Origin of the sequence: Halosegnis rubeus (assembly GCF_009184545.1) — an archaeon.
Lineage (GTDB): Archaea > Halobacteriota > Halobacteria > Halobacteriales > Haloarculaceae > Halosegnis > Halosegnis rubeus.
Window position 1 is genome coordinate 335467 of the sequence record NZ_QJOW01000003.1, and the last position, 23729, is coordinate 359195.

Here is a 23729-nt window from a genome sequence, read left to right on the forward strand (position 1 = left end):
CGCGGCCCGCCGACACCGTTTCCTCGCTCGCCCGCGACCGTCCGGTATGACAGACGGACACGTCGTTCGCGGCGCGGATATCGAGTACGAATCGGTCGACGCCGCCGAGGGGTTATCGAAGGGTGTCCTGCTCGGCCCGGACGTGACGCCGACCCTCTCGCTGCGGCGGTTCGAACTCGCCCCCGGCGCGACGGTGCCGGAACACACCAACGAGATCGAACACGAGCAGTACGTGCTGGCCGGGGAGTACGTCGTCGGAATCAAACCGGCCTCGGAGACGCCGCCGGGAGACGGTGAAACCGTCGAGGGCGAGGAGTACACCGTCTCCGCGGGCGATTCGGTCCACGTCCCGGCGGGGGCGGTCCACTGGTACCGCAACGAGGGTGACGAGCCGGGCGCGTTCATCTGCGCGGTGCCGAACGGCGACGACACCATCGAACTGCGGTAGAGTCGGAGACGTTTTGCCGCCCGGTGACCCAATTCCGGTGTGTCTCAGCAGGTCGCCGGCGTCGATACGCTCTTTTGTCACGAACGCCGCGACGGCGACTTCACCGTCGCCGTCGAGCGTGACGGCGAGCGGATGCTCCACGGCCGACTCGAACTGAAGGAGACGAGCGCCGGTCCGCGACCCGCCCGCCTGCGCGTCAAGGCCGGTAGCGACGAGGAGCCGCGCCCGCCAGACCAGTTCGTCGAAATCGCGCGCCGCGCGAAACGCATCCGCATCTCCCAACAGACGACTCGCGAGGGCCGTGACCGCCTGCGCGAGATGTTCGGCGGCTACCAGCTCGACGAGAAGGTGAAAGCCGTCCGGACCTGCCGCTACTGTGCGAACGACGGTCGCTACTCGCCGCTGACCGAAGACAGCGCCATCCGCGCCGACGACGAACACATCTGTCTCGACTGCGCGATGCGGGAACTCGACCGGGAGGCGAACTTCCGTGGCCTTCGGTCAGGCGCGCGCGACCGCCTCGAAGCCCTGCTGCTCGACGTACAGGATTTAGAACAGATTACGGACCTGCTCTCGGGGACCCTCGACCCCGACGTGACGCGGTTCGATACCGTCTCCGCGACGACCGACGAGGTCGAACTCGTCTCGACCGACTCGCTGTCGCTTCACCCGGGTATCCAGTCGAAGCTCGAATCGCGGTTCGATACCCTGCTTCCGGTCCAGAGTCTCGCCGTCGACCACGGCGCGACCGACGGGCAAGACCAGCTCATCGTCTCGGCGACGGCGACGGGGAAGACGCTCATCGGTGAGATGGCCGGTCTCGACCGCGTGCTCAACGGGCAGGGGAAGATGCTGTTTCTCGTCCCCCTCGTCGCGCTCGCGAACCAGAAACACGAGGACTTCAAAGACGAGTACGGCGACATCGCGAACATCTCCATCCGGGTCGGCTCCTCGCGCATCGCCGACGACGGCAACCAATTCGACCCGAACGCCGACATCATCGTCGGCACCTACGAGGGTATCGACCACGCGCTCCGCACCGGGAAGGACCTCGGCGACATCGGAACGGTCGTCATCGACGAGGTACACACGCTCGGAGAGGAGGGCCGCGGCCACCGCCTCGACGGGCTCATCTCCCGGCTGAAACACTACACCGAGTCGCGCAATCAGGGGACCCAGTGGGTGTATCTGTCGGCGACGGTCGGTAACCCCGAGGAGCTCGCCGGACAGCTGGAGGCGAATCTCGTCGAGTTCGAGGAGCGACCGATTCCCATCGAGCGCCACGTCACCTTCGCAGACGGCCAGGAGAAGCCCCGAATCGAGAACAAGCTCGTCCGTCGCGCCTTCGACCAGAAGTCCTCGAAGGGGTACCGCGGCCAGACGATTATCTTCACGAACTCGCGGCGGCGGTGTCACGAGATCGCCCGAAAGCTCGAGTACGACGCCGCGCCGTACCACGCGGGCCTCGACTACGGCCGCCGGAAGACGGTCGAACGGAAGTTCGGCGACCAGGACCTCGCGGCGGTCGTGACGACGGCGGCCCTCGCGGCGGGCGTCGACTTCCCGGCCTCGCAGGTCATCTTCGACTCGCTGGCGATGGGTATCGAGTGGCTCTCGGTCCAGGAGTTCGAGCAGATGCTCGGCCGGGCCGGCCGACCGGACTACCACGACGAGGGGACCGTCTACCTGCTCGTGGAGCCGGACGGCTCCTATCACGGCTCACAGGAGATGACCGAAGACGAGGTGGCGTTCAAACTCCTGAAAGGGGAAATGGAGTCGGTCCGGACGACGTACGACGAGTCCTCGGCGGTCGAGGAGACGCTGGCGAATCTCGTCGTCGCGGGAACGGAGGCCAAACGACTCAACGACCGGATGGTCGGCGAGATACCGACGAAACACGCCCTCGGGAAGCTGTTGGAGTTCGGCTTCATCGAGGGGTTAGAGCCGAGCCGACTCGGCTACGCGGTGTGTCGCCACTTCCTCGCGCCCGGCGAGGCGTTCGCGATGCTCGACGGCATCCGAAAGGGGAGCCATCCGTACGACATCGTCGCCGACCTCGAACTCGACGACGAGGAGTGACGAGCGGCACAACACTCTTTGCGGCTTCAGTCTCCCGTAGCGTATGAACGCGCAGCCGCTTCGACTGACCTGTCGTCGCCAGTCACGATGAGCGGGCGGACGACGACCGATGGTGGTGGCCGCGAACTCGGGCGGTCGATACTCACCGTCGCCTGTGTCGTTGCCGTCGTCCTCGCTGCCGGCCTCGCGCCGCTCCTGCTCGGGAGTGGACTCTCTGGCTCGGTGTTCGGGCGTGCACTGCCGATACCGACACCCGGCGGCGCACCGACGAGCGGGGCTGGTAGCAGTGGGGCGCAGTCGGCCGCCGGCGGTGCGGGAGGACTCGGCGCGCTGAATCCGACCGAGACGACCGGCATCGGTGGCTCGCTCGCCGGCGAGAACAGCTCGAACCCGTACCAAGAGTTGGGAACGGAGACGCACTTCACCGTCGAGAGCGACGCGAGCACCTACTGGCGAACCGGAGCGTACGACGAGTACACCGGCGACTCGTGGAGCCAGACTACCCCGCCGACGGCGTACGACCCGCCGATACAGCCGCCGGCGCTGCCGGGCGAGGAGATTCAGTACCGGGTCCGGCTCCGCCAGTCGGCACAGGCAGTGCCGACGGGCTGGCAGCCCCAGTCGGTCGAGTTCTCGGCACGAGACCCACAGCTACAGTCCCAGTCGCTCGCGCTCCGAGCGAGCCGGTCGCTCCAGCCGGGAACCGTCTACGCGGGCCGGTCTATCGTCCCCGAGCGCGACCCGTCCGTGCTCTTGGCCACCGACCGTGCGTACCCCGACGACGTTGTCGACCGCTACACCCAACTGCCCGATTCGACACAGAGCGAACTCGAACCCTTCGTCAACGGCCTGACCCCGGACACGGAGAACCCCTACGAGACGGCCGTCGCTATCGAGCAGTGGCTCGAAACCAACAAGGAGTACTCGCTGAACACGACCGCGCCGTCCGACGATATCGCCTCGCAGTTCATCCTCGAGATGGAACAGGGGTACTGTGAGTACTTCGCGACCGCGATGACGGCCGCGCTGCGTGCTGATGACATCCCGGCCCGCTACGTCGTCGGCTACACCAGCGGCGAGAAGACCGGCGAGACGAGCTACACCGTCCGCGGGATGAACGCCCACGCGTGGGTCGAGGTGTACTTCGAGGGAGTCGGCTGGGTGAAGTTCGACCCGACGCCGGGCGACGAGCGACTCGCCGCTGAAGCCGGCGAACTGTCGGGCGAGTACACCGTCGAGGAGTCGGGCAGTCCGGGCGAGGAAATCACGCGCAACGCCGACGAGCCGACGGGAACCGAGACGCCGATTCCCGTCACGACGACGGTGACCGAGTCGCCAGACGGGACCGCGGCGAGAACGCCGACCGAGACGGCCACGGAAACTCCGACGACGCCGACCTCCACGCCGACGACGCCGGCTACTTCGACGCCGACACCCACGCCGACACCCACGGACGGCCCTGAGTACAACGTGAGCCTGAATCGCAGTGCCGTCCCAGGTGCGACGGTCGAGGTCACGGTCGAGCGACTCGCGCCGGACGACCAGCAGTGGATATACGACACGTCGAGCGTTCCCGTTCCGGACACGACCGTCCTCTTCAACGGCGAGACGGTCGGCACGACCGACGCCGACGGGACGGTCGTCGCCACCATCCCGTACACGCGGGAGTTGACCATCACCATCCAGCCGCCCGCCAGACTCGCGGCCGACCGAGTACCGCCGCCAGGCGACCGCCAGTACGCCGTCGCGTCGCCCGTGACACAGCCGGACGGCGAGACGACAACCGTTCCGACGGAGGGCGAACTGAACATCACGCTCTCTGGACGAGTGCGCACGAACGCGACGGTGACGCTCGTGGCGACAATCGGCTCCGTCCCCGTTCGGGACGCGACCGTCGTGCGCGACGGGGAGCAGGTCGCGACGACCGACGACCGCGGCCGGACGAGTCTCCGACTCCCGACGACTCCCGGAAACGTCACCTACACCGTCTCTCGCGGTGAGTTCTCGAGTAACGCGACCCTCGATCTCGCGCCGCTGCGCGTCGACGTGTCGCCGTCGCTCCCGCTTGCGCTCCCGTTCTCGACGGCGACGGCCAACGTGACGCTCGCCGGGTCGGGCGTCGGTGGCGTCCCGGTCACCGTCGGCGACCGGACGGTCACGACCGGGCCGGACGGCTTCGCGACCGCGCGGCTCCCCCTCGCCGCGAGCGTGACGGTCACGGCCCGGCAGTTCGGGCAGTCGGTCTCGACGACCGTCGCGGGACTCTACCGGAATCTCGCCGTCGCGCTCGTTCCCCTCGCCCTGCTCGCCGGGGCACTCGTCGTCGCCCGCCGGCGCATCGACGCCTCCGCGCGTGACGTGCTCGCCCGCGGCTACCGGCTCGCGAGCCGCTTCGTCCACGGCGTCGTCGCTGTCGCCGTCGCAGCCGTGACTCGCGTGTACGCGTCGGTCCGGACGGTCATCACCGAACTCCGGGCGCTCATCGACCGCCAGGACCCGCCGCAGGTCGTGTTCCGACGACTCCTCGCCCGCCTCCGGGCGTGGGTGAGTCAACAGGAGACGCGACTCCAGCGGGTCGCGACACGCGAGACTCCCGTCGGTGCAGGCGGGGGAGCGCAGGCGACCGTCACCGACTCCCGTCGGACGCTCCGAGAGAACTGGGACCGGTTCGTTGCACGCACCTCGGTCCGGACGCCGAGCACTCGGACGCCGGGTGAGATTGCCGAACACGCGATTCACACCGACGGTCTCCCGCCCGACGCCGTCCGAACCCTCCGTGATGCCTTCAGAGGTGTCGAGTACGGCCGGCTCGACCCCGACGCCGAGCGCGCGGCTGTAACCGAGGCGCTCGACGCCGTCGAGACGCACCTCGCCGCCGATGACTCGGCTGAGGACGGAGGTGGCGCGTAGTGGCGCTCTCACGGCTCCAACAGCTGTTCGGCGGGCTGTTCGTGCTGCTTACCGTCGCCGTCGGCGCGGCGACGCTCGCACCGGAGGCGGCGCTTCAGTTCCCCCCGGCGAGACGGGCAATCGACGCGGCGGCCAACGTCGACCCGAAGCTGTTGGGCGTCGGCGTGAGCGTCGGTCTCGGTCTCGTGCTCGCCGCGATACTGTTGTTCACGTCCCCGCCGACCGACGAGGACCCGACCTTCGACCGGTACCGCGAGGCCCCGCCAGAAATCGCGACCGTCGAGCGACACGACCGCGTTGGAGCGGGGTTCGATACGACGCTCGACAGACTCGACGACGAGCCGGCCAGGCTGCGTGAACGGCTCCGCCCCGTCGCGGTCGACCACGTCCGGGCGGCGAGCGACGGCGACCCCGAACAGGCGGTCGCGACGGGTACGTGGACAGACAACCGTCCCGCAGCCGTCTTTCTCGGGAGCGACGTGTCCCCGACGCTGTTCGAGCGACTCCGCCGGTGGCTCGACCCCGAGACCGAGTACCGTCGGCGGGTCGAAGCGACCGTCGCCGCCATCGACGCGCTCCGGGAGGGTGAACCGTGACCCGCGCGCTCGCGCTCGGGGGGACCCTCTTTCTGCTCGCGGTCGGACTCCTACTCGCCGCGCCGACCGCTCTACTCGCCGCCGTCGTCCCGCTCGCGTATCTCCTCGCGGCCGAACTCAGCGCCGTTCCGCGGACCGACCTCCGGGTGACTCGGGCCGTGGAGCCGAGCAATCCCGCCCCCGGTGAGCGCGCCACGGTCACCGTCTCCGTCACGAACGAAGGGGACTCCCCGGTCGCGGACCTCCGCTTTGTCGACCCGGTGCCGGAGCCGCTGACGGTCGTCGACGGCTCTCCCCGCGGTGCGGTCACGCTCCGGCCGGATTCGACGGCCACAATCAGCTACGAGTTCATCGCCAAGCGCGGCCGCTACGAGTACGACCCCGTCGACATCCGAGTGCGGAGTTCGCTCGGCGACGACGAGGAGACGCTGCAGGTGACGGCTGCCGGCGCGACCGAACTCGTCTGTCGGGGCGTGACGGCTCCCCCGGAGTCGGACGTGACACAGCTCCGTGTCGGGACCCTCGGCACCGACGACTCCGGCAACGGACTGGAGTTTCGCTCCGTCCGCGAGTACCAGCACGGCGACCCCGTCAACCGCATCGACTGGCGACAGTACGCCAAGACCGGCGAGCTGGCGACCGTCGAGTACCGCGAGGAGCGGTCGCTGCGCGTCCTCCTGCTGCTCGACTGTCGCCCGCCGACACGACAGGTGCCGGAACCGGGCTACCCGACCGGAACCGAGACGGTCGCGTACGCCGGCCGACTGCTGTACGACGCGCTGACTGATGCCGGCCACACGGTCGGGGCGGCCGCGCTCGGACTCCCCGAATCGGTGCTCACGGCCGACTCGCGGGACGGAATCTCGTGGGCAGACGAGACGACGCCCCGCGACCCGACCGCCGTCTTCGAACAGGCAGAGCAGGCGAGCGACCACGCGGGGAGCGCGCGCCGGCTGACCGAGACCCACCAGAAGCGACTGCTCGCGCGCATCGAGCCGAACACGCACGTCATCGTCTGCTCGCCGCTCGCCGACGAGTGGCCCGTCGAGTTCGCGAGCCGGCTCAACGCTCACGGCCACCAGACGACCGTCATCACGCCCGAACACGCGAGCCGGGCGACGACGGGCGGGACCGTCGCCGCGCTCGAACGCGAGACGCGGCTCCAGACGCTCCGGCGTGCGGGTATCGAGACGGTGAACTGGAGCCGCGACCAGCCGCTCCGGGCGAGTCTCGACCAGTCGCTCCAGCAGGTGGTCGGCCGATGAGCGCCGACGACCTTCCCGACCGGGTGTGGGAGCCGCCGCGGCTCGCCCGCGCGCTCGTCGGCGTCGTCACGCTCGCGGCCGTCGTCTTCCTGCTCGGACGGCTCGGCGTCCGGCAGGTCGTGCCGACCGCCGTCGTCGGAGCCGCCTGCGGGGCCGCCGGGCTGTGGCTGCTCGCGCGCGACCGCTACCGGCCGGCTGCCGTCGCGCTCGGAACGCTCCTGTTCGTCCCCGTCGGCGCGGCGGTCGGCGCGACCGTCCTCCAGACCGCCCTCGCGGAGACGGGCAGCCTGCTGGCGACGCGGACGCTCGAACAGCTCACGCTCGCCGTGGTTCGGCTCGTGCTCGCGCTGTTGGTCGTCGCGGCCTGTACCGTCGCGCTGTTCGGTAGCTTCGCGACCGGCCGAACGCTCGAACCCGAGAACGTCTCCCACGGCTTCTGGACCGTCGCCAAGCTCGCGATTCCGGCGACCGCGTACGTGCTCGTCGTCGGCGGGGTGGCCGTGCTCTCCTCCCCGGCTGTGCCGCCGACGGTCGATCTCGTCCGGCTGCTCGGAACCGGCGTCGACGCGCTCGCGACGATACTGCTTTCGCCGCCCAGCCCGGCCGTCGTCGCGACCGGCGTGGAGGGGCTTGCGGCCGAGGTGGCCGTCGCCACGTTCGCCGTGCTCGCGCTCGGTGGGCTGTTCGGCGTCCGGAGTCTCCTCGCCCGGCTTCCCGTCGCGGAGCTCCTCGCGACCGCCGACGGAGTGGACGACGACCGTGCGAGCGAGCTCGTCGCGACCGTCGTCTCGACGCTCTCGACGGTCGGTCTGCTCGCGCTCATCCCGGTCGCTCTGGTCGCCATCGCCGACTTCGTCGTCTCGCCGGCCGTGGTCGTCTCCACGCTCGGGCCGACGCCCGCCCGATTCCTCTTCGACGTCGCCTCGACCAGCCTGCTCCGGTGGCTCGCCGTCGGCGCGATGGTCGGGGCGGTCGCGACCGCGCTCCTGCTCGCCCAGCTTCGCTGGCTCATTCGGCAGTCGACGGCCGAGACGGTCGTTCCGCTGCTCCCGTGGCTCGCCGGTATCGGGGCGCTCGCGGCGACCGTCGTTGCCGCTCCCGGGCTCGTGCCGTCGCTCATCGCTCGCATCGCCGGTCGGCTCGGCCAGTTCAGCGGGCAGTTCGAACAGCTCGCCGGAGGCATCGTCAGCTTCTACGGGCCCGGGACGCTGCTCGCGACGCTGTTTGTCGCGACGCTACTCGTCACCCTCACTCTGCTCGCCGGGCTGTCGCTGCTGCTCCGGCTCGGACTCCTCACTCGGGCACAGCCGGGTGCAGCACTCGCGGGCGCGGGGTTGTTCGTCGCCGCCGGGCTGGCGGCCGGTCGGTCCGCCTCGCTCGGCGTCGTCGCCGTCGTAGTGGCCGCCGCCCTGCTCGCGAGCGACCTCGGGCGCGACGGTCGCACGCTGGGGACCGAACTCGGGCGGTACGCCGACACGACGGGGGTCCAGACGGTCCGGGCGGGCTTCCTGACGGTGACGGGCGTCGGCGCGCTCGCCGCGGCGCTTGCCGTCCGGCGGTTCGCGCTCGACGGCTTCGTGACGAATCTGCCGGCAGCGCTCCCCCTGGTGGGAGCCGTCGGCTGCTGTGTCGCGTTAGTGCTCGTCCTCTGGCGGTAATCAGGTCGGGGGGACCTCGACGCGGTCGAGGACGCGCGCTACGATGTCGCTCGCCTCGACGCCCTCGACGCTCGCCTCGGTCGTCAACACGAGCCGGTGGGCGAACGTCGGCTGTGCGATGCGCTTGATGTCGTCCGGGACGACGTACTCGCGGCCGTCGAGCAGCGCCATCGCGCGGGCCGCCTCGAAGGCGCGCTGGATGCCGCGTGGCGAGACGCCCACCCGGACGTGCTTCTCCTCGCGGGTCGCCCGCGCCAGCGAGACGATGTAATCGCGAAGCGCACCCTCCATCTCGATTGACTCGACGGCCGTCTTCAGGCCGGCGACCGCCTGCTCGTCGAGGACGGTCGAGGCGCTCGGAGTCGAGGCGGTGCGCTCTGCCCGCATGTCGAGAATGGTCCGCTCGCCGTCGGCGTCGGGGTAGCCGACCGAGGTCTTGAACATGAAGCGGTCGCGCTGTGCCTCGGGCAGCCGGAAAGTCCCTTCCTGTTCGACGGGGTTCTGCGTCGCGATGACGAAGAAGGGGTCTGGCAGGTCGTACGTCTCGCGGTCGACCGTCACCTGTCCCTCGCCCATCGCCTCCAGCAGGGCGGCCTGTGTCTTCGGGGGCGCGCGATTGATCTCGTCGGCGAGGACGACGTTCGCGAAGATCGGTCCCTGCTGGAACGTGAACCCCGCGGTCGACTCGTCGTACACGGTCGAGCCGGTGATATCAGATGGGAGCAGGTCGGGGGTGAACTGGATGCGTCGGAAGGAAAGTCCGAGCGCCTCCGCGAAGCTCCGGGCGGTGAGGGTCTTTCCAGTGCCGGGAACGTCCTCCAGCAGGACGTGACCGCCGGCGACGACGCCGGCCATGATGGTTTCGAGGAACTCCTCGTCGGCGATGACGGCGGAGCCGACCTCCGTCAACACGTCACGGCTGCGCTGTGTGGCGGCGGCGATTTCCATGAGCGTACACCAGTCGGGAGCGAGAAAACTGTACCGACGAGTTCGCCGTAGACGGGCGACTTTTCGGCCCCCGTCGTGAGACACCGGTCGTGGCACTTCCACCGATAACGCCGGAGATGGGATTCGTCTTCGCGCTCATCCTCTTTGCGCTGGTCGCGTTCGCGACCGAGCCGGTCCCCATCGACATCACGGCGCTGTCGGTGTTCGTCGCGCTCCTGCTCGCGGAGCCGGTGTCGCTCGGGCTCGTCGACGCCGGCCTGCTCGACGCGCAGTTGCGCGTCATCGACACCACGGAGGGGCTGTCCGGCTTCGCCTCCTCCGCGACGATTACCGTGCTCGCGATGTTCATCCTCTCTGCGGGCGTCCAGAAGACCGGCGTCGTCCAGCTGCTCGGGGTGAAGCTGGCCGACCTGACAGATGGCTCCGAATCCAAGCAGCTGGGCGCGATTATCGGCACCGTGACGCCGCTGTCGGGGCTTATCAACAACACCGCGGCCGTCGCTATCCTCCTCCCGATGGTGACCGACCTCGCCCACGAGGGTGGCAACTCGCCGTCGAAGCTGCTGCTCCCGCTGTCGTACGCCTCGATGTTCGGCGGAACCCTCACGCTCATCGGCACCTCGACGAACGTGCTCGCCTCCGAACTCGCGGTTCCGTATCTCGGCGAGCCGTTCTCGATGTTCGAGTTCACCGCACTGGGTGTCGTCGTCGCCATCGCCGGCACCGTCTATCTGCTGACGGTCGGCCGGTGGCTCACGCCGGCGCGTATTCCCGCCGAGAACGACCTGACCGAGGAGTTCGAGCTTCGAGACTATCTGACCGAGGCCATCGTCCGGGAGGACTCCCCGCTCGTCGGCGAACAGATCGGCGAGACGCTGCGAGAGACGGAGTTCGACGTCGACGTCATCCAGCTGATTCGCAGCGACGAGGTGTTCTTAGAGCCGTTCGGCGCGAAGACGATTCAGGCCGGCGACGTGTTCGCGCTCCGGACGGACCGGGATACGCTCGTTGAACTGCTCGACGCCGAGGGGTTGGACCTCGCGGACGTGACCGTCGACGAGGCCGAGCTCGAACTCGCTGAGTCGACACAGAACCTCATCGAGGTGGTCGTCGCGCCCGGCTCCTTTCTCGTCGGCGAGTCGCTCACCTCGGCGAACTTCCGGACGCGGTACAACGCGACCGTCCTCGCCGTGAGACGGGGCGGTGACCTCGTCCGCAGGCGACTCGACAACGTCGGGTTCCGCGTCGGCGACACGCTGCTCGTGCAGGCGACCGGGGAATCGGTTGACCGGCTCGCGAACAACCCCGACTTCATCGTCGCGGGCGAGGTGGAGCGACCGGATTTTCGCGAGTCGAAGATTCCCGTCGCCGTCGCGCTCGTTCTCGGGGTCGTCGCGGTCGCGGCGCTCACGCCAATCCCCATCGTCGTCGCCGCGCTCGCTGGCGCGCTCGGGATGGTACTCACCGGCTGTCTCGACCCCGGAGAGGTGTACGACGCCATCCAGTGGGACGTGATTATTCTGCTCGCTGGCGTGATTCCGCTCGGTGTTGCGATGCAGAACACGGGCGGGGCCGACTTCATCGCCGAGGGCGTCGTGCTGGCGTCCGCTGGCCTGCCGCCGCTTGCGGTGCTCGGTCTGTTGTATCTCGTCACCGCGGTCCTGACGAACATCATCTCCAACAACGCCGCGGTCGTGTTGATGATTCCCGTGGCCGCGACGGTCGCGACGGAGGTCGGGGGCGACGTGTTCGCGTTCATCCTCGCGGTCACGTTCGCGGCCTCGACGGCGTTCATGACGCCCGTCGGCTACCAGACGAACCTGCTCGTCTACGGCCCGGGTGGCTACCGGTTCACCGACTATCTGCGCGTCGGAACGCCCCTCCAGCTGCTGTTCGCCGTCGTGACGACCCTCGGCATCGCCGGGCTGTACGGCGTGACCTGAGCCGGTGAAACGAAACCCTTTCACCGGTACTCGCGAAGAGACGGGTACAGGGATCGTGGGTTAGCTTGGTATACTCACAGCCTTGGGTGCTGTAGACCCCGGTTCAAATCCGGGCGATCCCATTCGATTTTGCGAGGAACGGACGTGACGAGCAAATCGTTCGTTCGACCGGATTTGTAACCCTGTCACGAGCGGAGCGAAGTGACTCCGGTTCAAATCCGGGCGATCCCACTTTCTGCGGGCGCTCGCGTTCGAGCGCCCGCTGTGTCGCGGTGAGACGGATTTGAATCAGGGAGTGAAGCAACGCGCAACGACCGTGGTTCGGAATCCGGGCGATCTCACTGTACTTCTCGCGGCGACCGTCTCGGACGCTACTGCTCCGACTTCATGATTCGTTCGTAGTGGACCTGTTCGCCGTCGACGACAGCGAGACCGAGTGTCGGCGTCCCCCACCGGAGGTGGTGTTCGGGAACGAGGGGGACGGGAACGGGCTGGTAGCCGCGTTCGCGCATCGCGGCGATGCTCGCAAAGCGGCCGACCTCGTCGTCGCCCTGGAGCACGCGAAAGGAGCCGTCACGGCGGGTGTAGCGGTACGGGAACACGGACGCGGGACCGGGGTTCGTGAGCGACGCGACGGAATCGAGGGTGACCGTGGACTGTCGGTTCACGTCGAGCACGAGTGAGGGGTCGTCGTCGCCGGGTGCCTCACGCCACGTGAGCACGCGGTCGGCGCGAGCGCGGGCGGACTCGCCGTAGCGGGCGGTCGGCTGGGTGGCACGGACCGCGGCGTAGCTGCCGTCGGCCAGTTGGATGCGGTCGGGGACGGGGTAGAACTGCCGGAAGCCGCCGCGCTCGTCGGCGACGAACCGGGGCGTCGAGAGGATATCGCCGACGGCCGTCGCCTCGTCGGCCGAAGTAACGTACAGGGTGGCGCGGTCGCTGCGGGCGGCGTCGGCCGCGCGTTCCACGAGCGTGGTCGGGTCCGAGCCGACCGGCTCGACGGCCACCGGCTCCGCGGCGAAGTCGAGCGGACCGCTCCCGCCGGTTGCGAGTGCAGTCGGTTCGCCGGCGTCGGCCGGCCGCTCGACCGTGTGGCCGCAGGCGCGCAGTTCCGCCAACACCTGTTCGAGCACGTATCGACTCGAGGAAGAAGAGAACAAAAAGCTACCGTGGCGGAAATGCGCACACGCTCTACCGCCGTCCGTCGGACGAGCACGAACAGCCGGTCGAGCGTGGCGTTTCCTCGCGACTCCGGGCGCGCGTTGGTCGCCGAGCCACTCCGACACGCCCCGGGAGGAACGTTCATACGCGAAGGCGAACAAGGGTCAGCAACTGATGGCCCGCGCAGAGAACGCTGAGATAATCGACCGGTTCGACGAGTTCTACCGGAGCTACTACCGGAACGAGATCGGCGAACTGGCACAAAAATACCCCAGCGAGCAGAAGTCGCTGTACGTCGACTGGAACGACCTCTACCGCTTCGACCCGGACATCGCCGACGACTTCATCGCACAGCCACAGCAGATGCGCGAGTACGCCGAGGAGGCGCTGCGGCTGTATGACCTCCCGGTCGACGTGAAACTCGGCTCCGCACACGTCCGGGTCCAGAACCTCTCCGACAAGACGGGCATCCGCGAGATTCGCGCCGACCACGTCGGCAACCTCGTCTCCGTGCAGGGTATCGTTCGGAAGGCGACCGACGTGCGCCCGAAGATGCAACAGGCCGCCTTCGAGTGTCAGCGATGCGGGACGATGACCCGCATCCCCCAGTCGGACGGCGACTTCCAGGAACCCCACGAGTGTCAGGGCTGTGAGCGACAGGGACCGTTCCAGATTAACTTCGACCAGTCGGAGTTCATCGACTCCCAGAAGATTCGCGTCCAGGAGTCTCCCGAGGGGCTGCGCGGCGGCGAGACGCCACAGGCCATCGACGTGAACATCGAAGACGACATCACCGGGCGCGTCACCGCTGGCGACCACGTCACCATCTCGGGGATTCTCCGGCTCGAACAGCAGGGGAACCAACAAGAGAAATCCGCTATCTTCGACTTCTACATGGAGGGGATGTCCGTCGCCATCGAGGACGAGCAGTTCGAGGAGATGGACATCTCCGAGGATGATAAAAAAGAGATTATCGAACTCTCCAACGACCCCGACATCTACGAGCAGATGGTCGGCTCGATGGCTCCCTCCATCTTCGGCTACCCCGACGAGAAGCTCGCCATCATCCTTCAACTGTTTTCGGGCGTGAAGAAGTCGCTCCCCGACGGCTCCCGGATTCGTGGAGATTTACACATGCTTCTAATAGGGGATCCTGGAACTGGAAAATCGCAACTTTTACAATACGTAAAGAAACTCGCGCCCAGAAGTGTCTACACTTCTGGGAAAGGTTCCAGCTCTGCCGGGTTGACGGCGGCGGCCGTGCGCGACGACTTCGGTGAGGGCCAGCAGTGGACGCTCGAGGCCGGCGCGCTCGTGCTCGCCGATCAAGGGATTGCGGCGGTTGACGAATTGGACAAAATGCGGCCCGAAGACCGTTCAGCTATGCACGAAGCACTGGAACAGCAGTCGTACCACCCGAGTACCGAAGTGCTGCTCGCCGACGGTCGCCGTGTCGAAATCGGCGAGTTCGTCGATTCGGAGATGGCGGCTCGCTCGGATGAGGTGATCGACGGCGTGGACTGTGAGATTCTGCCCGTCGACGACACGCGCGTCCACTCGGTCGATTTCGAGACGAACGACGTCCGAAAGGAGCCGCTCGACCGCGTGAGCCGCCACGAAGCTCCAGACGAGTTCGTGCGCGTGACGTTCTCGAACGGGCGCGACGTGCTCGTGACGCCGGAGCATCCGATGTTCGCTGACGTTGACGGCGAGGTTGGTACCGTCGAGGCGCGCAACATTGAGGAAGGGGCCTTCGTTCCAGCCCCGCGCAAACTCCCTAACTCGACTGCTAGCGTCGGACTTGACGAGGAACCACACCGCGGCACGGAACGCGACGTGTCACTTCCCGACGAACTAAACTGCGACCTCGCGGAGATTCTCGGCTTCCTCACCGCAGAGGGACACTCCTACGCCGGCTCAGCTCACGAAATCGGATTCTCGAATCAGGACGAGCGGCTGTTGGCCCGCATAGACGACCTGATGACCCGCGAGTTCGGCTTCCCGAGCACCGACACGACGAACGACGCGGGAACGGTGACGAAGCGGTGGGTATCCACGAAGCTGTACCGGTGGTTCGAGCAGAACTTCCCCGAGTTCATGCACACCGCCCGCGAGAAACGGATTCCGCCCCGCGTGCTGGGTGCCTCTGAGGAGCATATCCGTCGGTTCCTCGTCGGAGCGTTCGCCGGTGACGGTGGCGTCGAGAGCGAAGCGATGTCGTTCTCGACGGCCTCCGACGGACTGGCCGAGGATTACGCCGACGCCCTGGCGAAGGTCGGCGTTGCTTCCAGAATCCACCACGACATCGCCGAGAATGCACGGAAAGTGTACGTGATAGGTGACTCGACGGAGCGATTCGTTGACGCGGTGGTGGAGCCGGCGGACGACCGGTACGACGACGCCCGCGCGTTCGCCGACCGAAGCGAGGCGACGAGCCGCCACCACGACGTGCTCCCGACGAGTGCCGCCCGCGAGATTCGCGAGCTTCGAACGCTCGTGGGACTCGGGAAGACCGGCCAGTTTCGCTCGCATCTCGACGAGGGATTCGGTGTTCAAATCGAGACCGTCGACGAGCAGCTGTCGGCGGTGCGCGACTGCATCGAAACCGTCCGCGCGGCTGTCAGTGATGCGGACGACCTCGCTGCCGTCCGTGCTGCCGTTGGCTGGTCTGGACGCCAGCTTGGAGACCGAATCGACGAGACGACGAGTCGGATTCACTACGCCGAGGACGGCGGCTACGACGACGAAACCCGCGAGCAACTGACCGAACGCGCCCGAACCGCCGTGCTGGCGACGATGGACGAGGCCGAACGACGTGCTGACGTGCTCGAAGACCGGACCGATATCCGCTACTACCGCGTCACCGAGGTCGAAACCGTCCCCAACGAGGGCGAGTACGCGACCGACTGGGTGTACGACGTGACCGTCGAGCCGACGAACACGTTCGTGAGCCAGGGTGTCGTGCTCCACAACTCCATCTCCATCTCGAAGGCCGGCATCAACGCGACGCTCAAGTCGCGATGCTCGCTGCTCGGCGCGGCGAACCCGAAGTACGGCCGGTTCGACGAGTACGAGCCGATTCCCGAACAGATAGACCTCGAACCCGCTCTCGTCTCGCGATTCGACCTCATCTTCACGGTGACGGACAAGCCGAACCCGGAGAAGGACCGCGACCTCGCGGACCACATCATCAACACGAACTACGCGGGCGAGCTGTTCACCCACCGCGAGAGCGTGCCGACCTCGAACATCTCCGAGGAGGAAGTCGAGAGCATCACCGAGGACGTGGAGCCGGAGATCGATGCCGAGCTACTGCGGAAGTACATCGCCTACGCGAAACGGACCTGTTTCCCGACGATGACGGAGGAGGCGAAAGCCGAGATTCGGGACTTCTACGTCGACCTGCGCTCGAAGGGGGCAAACGAGGACGCGCCCGTGCCGGTGACGGCCCGAAAGCTGGAGGCGCTCGTTCGGCTGGCGGAGGCGTCGGCCCGCGTCCGGCTGTCCGACACCGTCGAGAAGCGGGACGCCGAGAAGGTGGTCGGCATCGTGCGCGACTCGCTGGAGGCAATCGGCGTCGACCCCGAGACGGGCGAGTTCGACGTGGACATGGTCGAGGCCGGCTCCTCGAAGAGCCAGCGCGACCGCATCAAGAACATCAAGGGCATCATCAACGAACTCGAAGAGGAGTACGAGGACGGCGCACCCATCGAGGAGGTGTACGAGCGGGCCGACGCCGTCGGGATGGAACGCGACAAGGCCGAACACGAGATCGAGAAGCTCCGGCGACAGGGTGACATCTACGAGCCGACGACCGACCACCTGCGGACGGTCTGATGGACCGCATCTCCACGCTGCGTAACATCGAGGACGCCCTCGCCGAGTTCGAGGACGGCGAGTGTGACCTCTCCGACCTCGAACGCCGGGTCCGTGGAGCCTTGCGCACCTACGCGACCGAGTTGGAGGGCGACCAGCGAGCCTACCGCGCGACGGGCGACGAGCCGGCCGACGGACGGGTGGTGCTTGCGCCCTCCGAGGGTGCGGCCCGCGAGCGACTCGCCGACCTGCTCTCCGGGGACCCCGACTTCGAGGTGAACGAGGTCTGAACTACCCGTCGAGCCGGCGGATCGTCGTGTCGAGGATGCCCTGTGCGAGTGGCTTCCCGGTTTTCGCGTGCCAGTAAGCCTCCGCCGTCGCTTCTCTGTCGGCCAGCGGGACCAACCGGGCGGTCGTTCCGTCGGACGCGACGCGCAGCCACACCATCGCTTGGGGGAACGAGCAGGTCGCCGGCGCGAGCAGTTCGGTCAGTCCGCCACGTTGCTCGATTGCAGGGACGTGCTGGTGGCCGGTAATCGCCAGTGGGATCCCAGTTTCGGAAAGCAACTCGCGGACGCGTGCCGCGTCGTTCGCGGCGAAGTTCGACCACGGCTCGCCGCCCGGATGCTCGGGGAGCGGCCCGAGGTTGTGGTGGGCGACGACGAGCGTCGGCGTTTCGGGTTCCTCTGCGAGCAGTGCTGCGAGCCGGCTCCGCTGTGTTGGGCCGACAGCGCCACTCCACGTGTCGCGGGTCGACACGTTCTCCGGTGCTGCGGTGTTGAGACAGACGACGCGAAGCCCACCGACTCGGAGCAGTACGGGATAGGCGGCGGCGTCCGGTCTCGTGGCATCGCCGCGATAGCGTCGGGCGAAGTCGGCGATGGGCGGCGTTTCGTGGCTATCGAAGGACTTCGCCACGTCGTGATTTCCCGGTACCGCGGTCCACGGGACCGACAGGTCGGCAAACAGGTCGTCCACGCGGTCGAACTCCGCGGGTCGGCCGTCGTTCGTCAGGTCGCCGACGAACGCGACGGCGTCGGCCTCGTTCGCCGTCTCGATTGCCGTCCGGAGCCGTGGCTCGCTCCGGTGGCGCAGCTTCCAGGTACCGTCTCCCTCGACCGCGAGGTGCGGGTCGGCGATGAGGGCGAGCGTAACCGGCGCATCGAGTCGCGGTCGGTCGAGGTCGGCGAGGACGGGGCCTCGGTCAGTCATGAGTCGAGCACGTGGACCCGTGATTCATCGAGCGAGAGCGACACCGTGGTGCCGGGTTCCGGAAGCTCGTCCAGCCGAAGCTCGATTGACTGTCCGTCGGCCAGTGTCGCCCGCCCGCGGACCGAATCACCGAGATACGTGCGTTCAGTGACGGTCGCCTCGAAGTCGTCGCCGTAGGTGAACGCCGCCGGTCGAACCGCAGCGGTCGCGGTCGCGTCCGTCACGGTCGGTGCCGGCACCCGTATGGCTCCGGCGTCGATGTAGTCGCCCCGGACCGGTCCCGACAGCAGCGTGGAGGTTCCGATGAAGTCGGCGACGAACTCGTTTGCGGGCGCTTCGTACAGCTCCGTCGGCGTCGCGACCTGCTCCAGCTTCCCGTCCGAGAGCACGGCGATGCGGTCGCACATCTCCATCGCCTCGGCCTGGTCGTGGGTGACGTACAGCGCCGTCACGTCGAGGTCGTCCAGCAGGGCCGATATCTCGCGTCTGAGCCGGCGTTTCAGCTTCGCGTCCAGTCCGGTCATCGGCTCGTCGAGCAGGAGTATCTCTGGCTCGATTGCGAGCGCGCGGGCGAGTCCGACCCGCTGTTGTTGGCCCCCGGAGAGGGTCGTCGGGTCGCGGTCGCCAAGCTCGCCGATACCGAGCATGTCGAGCGGGTCGTCGGCGCGCTCTCGCCGCTTTGCCTTCCCGACGCCGGCCATTCTGGGCCCGAAGGCCACGTTCTGACGGACGGTCATATTGTCGAAGAGGGCGTACGACTGGAAGACGAGCCCGACGTTGCGCTGCTCGGGCGGGACGTGGGTCACGTCCCGACCGCCGAAGGCGAGGGTTCCCTCCGTCGGAGTCTCGAATCCAGCGACCGTTCGCAGGGTGGTCGTCTTCCCACAGCCGGAGGGGCCGACGACGCCGGGCGTTTCACCCTCCGCGATGTCGAGCGAGAGCCCGTCGACGGCGGTGGTCTGGTCGTACTGTTTTCGAACGGAATTGAGTGTGACGTGTGTCATTCGTCTGTCTTGAGCGAGTCCGGAACCTGCTCCCAGCCGGCCGGCTTGTACGCTTGCGTGAATCCCTCGTTGCGGGCCCGGACGCCGTAGGTGTAGCCACCGTTGTAGCCCGAGTGGTTCATGTTGGCCGCGTTCGCGCGCATATGCTGGAGCGCTTCGCCCGACGAGCGGTCGTTGTCGTTGACCGCCACTCCGTAGTTGCTCTCGAAGCTCTCCATGATACTGGGCCAGTTCATCCACCCCGACTGGACGCAGTAGAAGTAGAGCATATCCGGGAACGCATTCGCCGTCACTTCCGTCTCGTAGTCGTCGTGGCCGACGGTGTACGCCTGTTCGGTACTGCTACCGCCACCGATGCCGCCGGTGGCAGTGTCTCCCCCGGCGTCATCGTCTCCCCCGTCCGTGTTTTCCGAGCAGCCGGCCAGCCCGGCCGCAAGCGCCGCGCCCGTCCCCTGCAGCAACCGTCGCCGTGTCTGTCGTGACACCACGTGAGCAGGCCGAGGAGATGCACAAAAGGTTATATAATAGGTTACTGAACTGGTCTGTTCATCTCAATATCTACTGTGTGTCAACATTACGCACACTAGTAGTAAAATCCGCAACGAAATACCTAAATATTATCTCTCGAATCAGAGGTATGTTGTTCGTCGTCGCGTACTCGCGAGCGGCCAGACGCACACTCAGAAACCTCCGGCGTGAACACGAAGAGACCGTCGTCAGGGAGTTCGGCCGCGCCGCGCTGCTCGAACCGACCGGCCACGGCGCACTGCTCGCGTGTCGGCTGCGCGAGCGCTACCCGGACGCCGTCCGCGTCGAGCGCACTCGACCGTTCAACGAGTTCGCCGTCCCCGAAATTCACGAGGCGGCCGTCGCCTACGAGAACGAGGCCTCGAAGTACACTCCCTACGCGCGGTTCGCGAGCGGAACCGACCACCCCGACCCCGACACCCTGCGCGACCGCACCCTCGACGCTGGGCTGTGAGGTTTCGACTCACCGACCCGGACCGCGCCGGGCGCGCTATCGACTGTCGCGAGGCCGATATCGACCCGAGCCGCGTCCTCACAGCGGTGCGTGACCCGACCGACGACGGGGTCAGGTGTCGGCGCGCGACTCGCCTCCACGGGACGCTCGGCGCTGTCGGATTCGCCTCGTCTCCCTCGCGCCGACAGACGCTGGCCGCGGTCGCACGGTCGCGCGGCGTTCGCGTCCCCGAACAGGAAGCTCTCGCCGCGGCTCGTGACCGACTCGCGAGCCACGCGACCGAGCCGACGAATCTCGCTCCCGAACGCGAGGAGGTGGCGAGCGCGAACGACGCGGACCGCGCCGCGCTCCGCGAAGAGGTCGCACGGCTTCGGGGTGTCGTGGACGCCACCCGCGGCGGCGACGGGCCTATCGAGGAGACGCTCACCGAGTACCGCGAAACGGCGGCGCGACTCTCGGAGGTCGGAACGACCGCGACCGCGGCGAGCGAGCGACTCGCCCGCGAGCGCGAGCGCCTCTCGGAGCGGTACGACGCCCACCAGCGTCGGCTCGAACTCGAAGACGCGGTGGCGAATCGCGAACGCGACGTGCGACGTGCGCTCGCCGACCGGGCCGCGCCGCGGGTCGCCCGTGCCCGCGACGCGCTGGCCGAAACGACGCCGGTCGACCCCGAGAGCGACCGCGCGCTGCAACTGGCCGCCCTTCGCGCCGCCCGCCTGTCGGCCCCTGCCGTGGTGGCCGGCGGGTCCCTCGACGCGAGCGTCCTCGCCCGAGTAACGGACGCGAGCATCGTCCGCTGTCGAGATTTATGACTGATGGCGAACCACCCGCACCGTGTTGTCCCTCACGACGACCGCGACCCGCGAGCACGACCGGACCGTCGTCACCTGCCGGCTCACGAACACCGGCGACGCTCCGCGACTCGCTACGCTGTCGAGTCCACACGCCGCAGTAACGCCCTCTGAACACCCCGAAGGGACGCTTCGGGTGCGCGTCCCAGCGCGCGCGACGGTCGGGACCGGCTTCACGACCGCCGCGCCGCCGGACGCCGAGCCGTTGGCGACGCTCAATGGCGACGAGCCGGTCCCTGACTCGCCCGACCCGGCGCGACTGCTCGACTCGCTCGGGGGGTCACGGCCACCGCGTCGAGCACTCGTCGGGCCGGAGTCGCCGCCAGATTCGGTCGCGCCCGAGTGGCTGTCGTGATTCTGGCCGTCGCCGGTGGCGCGGGTGGCGTCGGCACTTCGACCGTCGCGCTCGCGCTCGCCGACGACCTCGGTGCGGTCTGTGTCGACGGCGACCTCGCGATGGCTGATTTGCCCGAGTCGCGGGGACCGGACCTCCACGACGTGTTGGCCGGCCGCGCCGACCCATTCGAGGCCGTCGACGAGACCGGGCCGGTCGCGCTCCTCGCCTGCGGCCGAACGCTCGCCGGCGCAGCGGCGTGTGACCACGACCGACTCGCCGACGCCCTGCGTGCGGTCGAGCGGGAGTACGGCTCCGTGGTCGTGGACTGTCCCGCTGGACTCGGTCGGGTGGTCGGGGAGCTGCTCGCCGCCGCCGACTCGGTAGTGCTCGTGGCGCGCGGAACTGGCGGGGCGCTCGCACACGCCGACCAGGTTCGGACGCTGGCGCGTGGACTCGACGCCGGGTTGGTCGCCGTCGCCGTCACTCGGGCGACAGAGACGAGCGACGTGCGCGAACAGTTCGGCGCGCCGGCGGTGGCGATCCCCGAGAGCGCGGTAGTCGAGCAGGCGACCCGCCACGGACTCCCGGTGACGACACACGCCACCGATTCCCCGCCGGCACGCGCGCTCGCTGACCTCGCGTCGGTCGTGCGTCGAACCCACACAGTTTAGTCGCGGTTGGCGAACAGTCGCACATGCGAGCCGACGAGATGGACCCGCAGGCCGCCGCCGCGGTCGAACGCCAGTCGCGGATTCCGATTCCCCACAACCGCTACGCGCTGAAGCTGTTTCGCGGCCTGATGCAGGGAGTGAGTCGACTGCGGAATCGGAACCTCCCCGATGTCGGCGCGACGGCCGACGCGACGATACCGGGTCCGGACGGCGACCTCGACGCCCGACTGTCTCTCCCCGAGGGCGACGGGCCGTTCCCGACGGTCGTCTTCTTCCACGGGGGCGGGTTCGTCTTCGGAACCGTCGAGACCCACGAGTGGCTCTGTCGGCACCTCGCGAACGACAGCGGCTGTGGCGTCCTCTCCGTGGAGTATCGACTCGCGCCGGAACACCCGTTCCCGGCGGCCGTCGAGGACGCTTACGCGGCCGTCGAGTGGGCGAGCGAGCACACCGACGCGCTCTCCGGGACCGGCTGCGTCGCCGTCGCGGGCGACAGCGCGGGCGGGAACCTCGCCGCCGTCGTCTCCCTAATGACGGCCAAACAGGACGGTCCCGACATCGCGTATCAGACGCTCCTGTATCCGGGCGTTGGCGTCGACCCGGACCAGCGGTCGGTGGCGGAAAACGAAGGTATCGTGCTCTCTCGCGCGGACATCGAGTGGTTCGGCGACTGCTACTACGGCAACGACATCCACCGGCGCAATCCGTACGCCGACCCAACGAACGCGGCCGACGTGTCCGGCGTCCCCCCGGCGACGGTCGTCACGGCCGGCTTCGACCCGCTCCGCGACGGCGGGAAGCGCTGCGCCGACCAGCTGGCCGCCGACGGCGTCGACACGCGACACGTGAACTACGACGACATGGTCCACGGCTTCCTGACGATGCGGGAGGTCGACACGGCCCGCGACGGGATTCGCGACGTGGCCGGTGACCTCGGGAACGCGCTCTACGACGGCTGAAACACACGCTCGTTTCAGCTCACTCTAACTCGCACAAATCGGTGTAGGTCCGACGGAGCGTCACCGGCGTCACGCCGGCGACTTCGGCGATTTCGGTCTGTGTGCGGTGAACATTCTGCTCCTGTGTCGCGGTGTAGAGACAGCCGGCGGCGACGCCCGCCGGATTGCGCCCCACCGAAATCTGCTCGTCGTGGGCGCGTTCGGCCAACTCGCGGGCGCGGCGCTCGACGCACGACTCGATGCCGAGTTCGGAGCCGAAGCGCGCGAGATACTCGCGGGGGTGGACTGGCCCGACCGGGAGACCGAGGTCGCGGTTCAGGGCGTCGTAGGCGACCCGTAGCTCGTCCGCGTCAGCCTTCGCCGTCTCGGCAACCTCATCGAGCGTGCGCGAAAGCCCGTTCACGCGGCAGGTCGCGTACACCGCGGCGGCGGCGAACCCCTCGAGCGAGCGCCCCTGAAACAGGTCTTCGGACTGGGCCGACTCGAACAGCGTACACGCTTGCTCGCGCATCGCCTCGCCCAGCGACAGCCCGCTCACCAGCTGGCGAATCTCCGTGAACCCGTACACCTGATTGCGCTCGCGTTTCGTCGCGATCTGTGCGCGCTTGTGCTGGCGGCGCATCCGCGCAACGCGGCGGCGCTTGCGCCCTTTGAGTCGCGTCGAGTGGCCGATCTCGGTCGAGAGCCCCTTGTCGTGGCGCGAGCGGGTCAGCGGTGCACCGGTTCGCTTCGGATTCGTGTCGTCGTCGGCAAAGGAGCGCCACTCCGGTCCGCGGTCGAGACTGTCCTCGCTCACGACCAATCCACACTCCGCGCAGATTCGCTCGGTGCCGTCTGTGGTTACCGTCCCTGTACACTCCGGACACGTCGTCGCCGTCGTGCTCATACT

At 68.0% G+C, this 23729-nt stretch carries 19 protein-coding genes, 1 tRNA gene and 1 pseudogene; 15 read left to right on the plus strand and 6 right to left on the minus strand.

Features of this window, described 5'->3' with window-relative positions; translation table 11 throughout:
* The first annotated feature begins 46 nt into the window (after positions 1 to 46).
* The 6 genes from DMP03_RS09355 (at position 47) to DMP03_RS09380 (ending at position 8956) form a co-directional block, all read left to right on the plus strand.
* Positions 47 to 448: a cupin domain-containing protein gene (locus DMP03_RS09355; RefSeq protein WP_152120412.1), complete on the plus strand. Its 402-nt coding sequence runs from the start codon at positions 47 to 49 to the stop codon at positions 446 to 448.
* A 39-nt stretch (positions 449 to 487) separates the two neighbouring features.
* Positions 488 to 2527: a DEAD/DEAH box helicase gene (locus DMP03_RS09360; RefSeq protein ID WP_152120413.1), complete on the plus strand. Its 2040-nt coding sequence runs from the start codon at positions 488 to 490 to the stop codon at positions 2525 to 2527.
* An 87-nt stretch (positions 2528 to 2614) separates the two neighbouring features.
* Entirely contained in the window at positions 2615 to 5437 is a 2823-nt protein-coding gene (locus tag DMP03_RS09365; RefSeq protein WP_152120414.1) for a transglutaminase domain-containing protein, read from the plus strand.
* Entirely contained in the window at positions 5437 to 6033 is a 597-nt protein-coding gene (locus DMP03_RS09370; RefSeq protein WP_152120415.1) for a DUF7269 family protein, read from the plus strand. The genes DMP03_RS09365 and DMP03_RS09370 overlap by 1 nt, the downstream gene beginning before the upstream one ends.
* The gene (locus DMP03_RS09375; protein WP_152120416.1) at positions 6030 to 7298 is read left to right on the plus strand and encodes a DUF58 domain-containing protein; all 1269 of its coding nucleotides are present in this window, start codon (positions 6030 to 6032) and stop codon (positions 7296 to 7298) included. Before DMP03_RS09370 ends, DMP03_RS09375 begins: the two co-directional genes overlap by 4 nt.
* A complete protein-coding gene (locus DMP03_RS09380) occupies positions 7295 to 8956 on the plus strand; it encodes a hypothetical protein (RefSeq protein WP_152120417.1) in 1662 nt (553 codons plus the stop codon). Before DMP03_RS09375 ends, DMP03_RS09380 begins: the two co-directional genes overlap by 4 nt.
* On the opposite strand, the gene DMP03_RS09385 is transcribed toward DMP03_RS09380, so the two are convergent.
* Positions 8957 to 9904, minus strand: coding sequence for an AAA family ATPase (locus DMP03_RS09385; RefSeq protein ID WP_152120418.1), 948 nt, complete (start codon positions 9902 to 9904; stop codon positions 8957 to 8959). It lies immediately after the preceding gene.
* A gap of 116 nt (positions 9905 to 10020) precedes the next feature.
* Between DMP03_RS09385 and DMP03_RS09390 the strand changes: the two genes are divergently transcribed.
* Positions 10021 to 11847: an SLC13 family permease gene (locus DMP03_RS09390; protein WP_152120471.1), complete on the plus strand. Its 1827-nt coding sequence runs from the start codon at positions 10021 to 10023 to the stop codon at positions 11845 to 11847.
* A gap of 49 nt (positions 11848 to 11896) precedes the next feature.
* Positions 11897 to 11969: transfer RNA gene (locus DMP03_RS09395), tRNA-Pro, on the plus strand.
* Positions 11970 to 12218: 249 nt separating this feature from the next.
* Here the strand turns inward: DMP03_RS09395 and DMP03_RS09400 are convergent.
* On the minus strand, positions 12219 to 12980 hold the full coding sequence (locus DMP03_RS09400) for a hypothetical protein (RefSeq protein ID WP_152120419.1): 762 nt from the start codon (positions 12978 to 12980) through the stop codon (positions 12219 to 12221).
* Between the two features lie 202 nt (positions 12981 to 13182).
* Here DMP03_RS09400 and DMP03_RS09405 point away from each other — a divergent pair, with 202 nt between their 5' ends.
* Positions 13183 to 16845, plus strand: a complete 3663-nt coding sequence (locus DMP03_RS09405; protein WP_152120420.1) for an LAGLIDADG family homing endonuclease — start codon at positions 13183 to 13185, stop codon at positions 16843 to 16845.
* Positions 16845 to 17114, plus strand: a complete 270-nt coding sequence (locus DMP03_RS09410) for a DUF7854 family protein (protein ID WP_152120421.1) — start codon at positions 16845 to 16847, stop codon at positions 17112 to 17114. Before DMP03_RS09405 ends, DMP03_RS09410 begins: the two co-directional genes overlap by 1 nt.
* A 1-nt stretch (position 17115) precedes the next feature.
* On the opposite strand, the gene DMP03_RS09415 is transcribed toward DMP03_RS09410, so the two are convergent.
* From DMP03_RS09415 to DMP03_RS09425, 3 genes and pseudogenes are all read right to left on the minus strand, one after another.
* Positions 17116 to 18036, minus strand: coding sequence for a metallophosphoesterase family protein (locus tag DMP03_RS09415; RefSeq protein WP_152120422.1), 921 nt, complete (start codon positions 18034 to 18036; stop codon positions 17116 to 17118).
* The gene (locus DMP03_RS09420; RefSeq protein WP_152120423.1) at positions 18033 to 19040 is read right to left on the minus strand and encodes an ABC transporter ATP-binding protein; all 1008 of its coding nucleotides are present in this window, start codon (positions 19038 to 19040) and stop codon (positions 18033 to 18035) included. The genes DMP03_RS09415 and DMP03_RS09420 overlap by 4 nt, the downstream gene beginning before the upstream one ends.
* Positions 19040 to 19525 (minus strand): annotated as a pseudogene (locus DMP03_RS09425) (extracellular solute-binding protein); the annotation flags it as partial. The gene DMP03_RS09420 and the pseudogene DMP03_RS09425, both read right to left, overlap by 1 nt.
* Positions 19526 to 19677: 152 nt before the next feature.
* On the opposite strand from DMP03_RS09425, the gene DMP03_RS09430 reads away from it, so the two are divergent.
* From DMP03_RS09430 to DMP03_RS09450, 5 genes are read left to right on the plus strand one after another with little or no spacing between them, the layout of a single operon-like run.
* The gene (locus DMP03_RS09430; protein ID WP_152120424.1) at positions 19678 to 20022 is read left to right on the plus strand and encodes a DUF7855 family protein; all 345 of its coding nucleotides are present in this window, start codon (positions 19678 to 19680) and stop codon (positions 20020 to 20022) included.
* Positions 20019 to 20834, plus strand: coding sequence for a DUF7856 family protein (locus DMP03_RS09435; protein WP_152120425.1), 816 nt, complete (start codon positions 20019 to 20021; stop codon positions 20832 to 20834). Before DMP03_RS09430 ends, DMP03_RS09435 begins: the two co-directional genes overlap by 4 nt.
* A gap of 22 nt (positions 20835 to 20856) precedes the next feature.
* On the plus strand, positions 20857 to 21228 hold the full coding sequence (locus DMP03_RS09440) for a hypothetical protein (protein WP_152120426.1): 372 nt from the start codon (positions 20857 to 20859) through the stop codon (positions 21226 to 21228).
* Positions 21225 to 21881 carry a MinD/ParA family ATP-binding protein gene (locus tag DMP03_RS09445; RefSeq protein ID WP_152120427.1) on the plus strand — a complete coding sequence of 219 codons (657 nt, stop codon included), beginning with the start codon at positions 21225 to 21227 and terminating at the stop codon, positions 21879 to 21881. The genes DMP03_RS09440 and DMP03_RS09445 overlap by 4 nt, the downstream gene beginning before the upstream one ends.
* 23 nt (positions 21882 to 21904) lie before the next feature.
* Complete coding sequence (locus DMP03_RS09450) at positions 21905 to 22840, plus strand: alpha/beta hydrolase (protein ID WP_152120428.1); 936 nt, start codon at positions 21905 to 21907, stop codon at positions 22838 to 22840.
* A 19-nt stretch (positions 22841 to 22859) separates the two neighbouring features.
* On the opposite strand, the gene DMP03_RS09455 is transcribed toward DMP03_RS09450, so the two are convergent.
* On the minus strand, positions 22860 to 23726 hold the full coding sequence (locus DMP03_RS09455) for a transcription initiation factor IIB (protein ID WP_152120429.1): 867 nt from the start codon (positions 23724 to 23726) through the stop codon (positions 22860 to 22862).
* Between the last annotated feature and the right edge of the window lie 3 nt (positions 23727 to 23729).

Excerpts from the sequence above, each read along its gene's own strand:
- DMP03_RS09355 (WP_152120412.1), top strand. The coding sequence starts at position 47 with ATGACAGACGGACACGTCGTTCGCGGCGCGGATATCGAGTACGAATCG.
- DMP03_RS09365 (WP_152120414.1), top strand. The coding sequence starts at position 2,615 with ATGAGCGGGCGGACGACGACCGATGGTGGTGGCCGCGAACTCGGGCGG.
- DMP03_RS09380 (WP_152120417.1), top strand. The coding sequence starts at position 7,295 with ATGAGCGCCGACGACCTTCCCGACCGGGTGTGGGAGCCGCCGCGGCTC.
- DMP03_RS09385 (WP_152120418.1), bottom strand. The coding sequence starts at position 9,904 with ATGGAAATCGCCGCCGCCACACAGCGCAGCCGTGACGTGTTGACGGAG.
- DMP03_RS09390 (WP_152120471.1), top strand. The coding sequence starts at position 10,021 with ATGGGATTCGTCTTCGCGCTCATCCTCTTTGCGCTGGTCGCGTTCGCG.
- DMP03_RS09405 (WP_152120420.1), top strand. The coding sequence starts at position 13,183 with ATGGCCCGCGCAGAGAACGCTGAGATAATCGACCGGTTCGACGAGTTC.
- DMP03_RS09410 (WP_152120421.1), top strand. The coding sequence starts at position 16,845 with ATGGACCGCATCTCCACGCTGCGTAACATCGAGGACGCCCTCGCCGAG.
- DMP03_RS09415 (WP_152120422.1), bottom strand. The coding sequence starts at position 18,036 with ATGACTGACCGAGGCCCCGTCCTCGCCGACCTCGACCGACCGCGACTC.
- DMP03_RS09420 (WP_152120423.1), bottom strand. The coding sequence starts at position 19,040 with ATGACACACGTCACACTCAATTCCGTTCGAAAACAGTACGACCAGACC.
- DMP03_RS09430 (WP_152120424.1), top strand. The coding sequence starts at position 19,678 with ATGTTGTTCGTCGTCGCGTACTCGCGAGCGGCCAGACGCACACTCAGA.
- DMP03_RS09450 (WP_152120428.1), top strand. The coding sequence starts at position 21,905 with ATGCGAGCCGACGAGATGGACCCGCAGGCCGCCGCCGCGGTCGAACGC.
- DMP03_RS09455 (WP_152120429.1), bottom strand. The coding sequence starts at position 23,726 with ATGAGCACGACGGCGACGACGTGTCCGGAGTGTACAGGGACGGTAACC.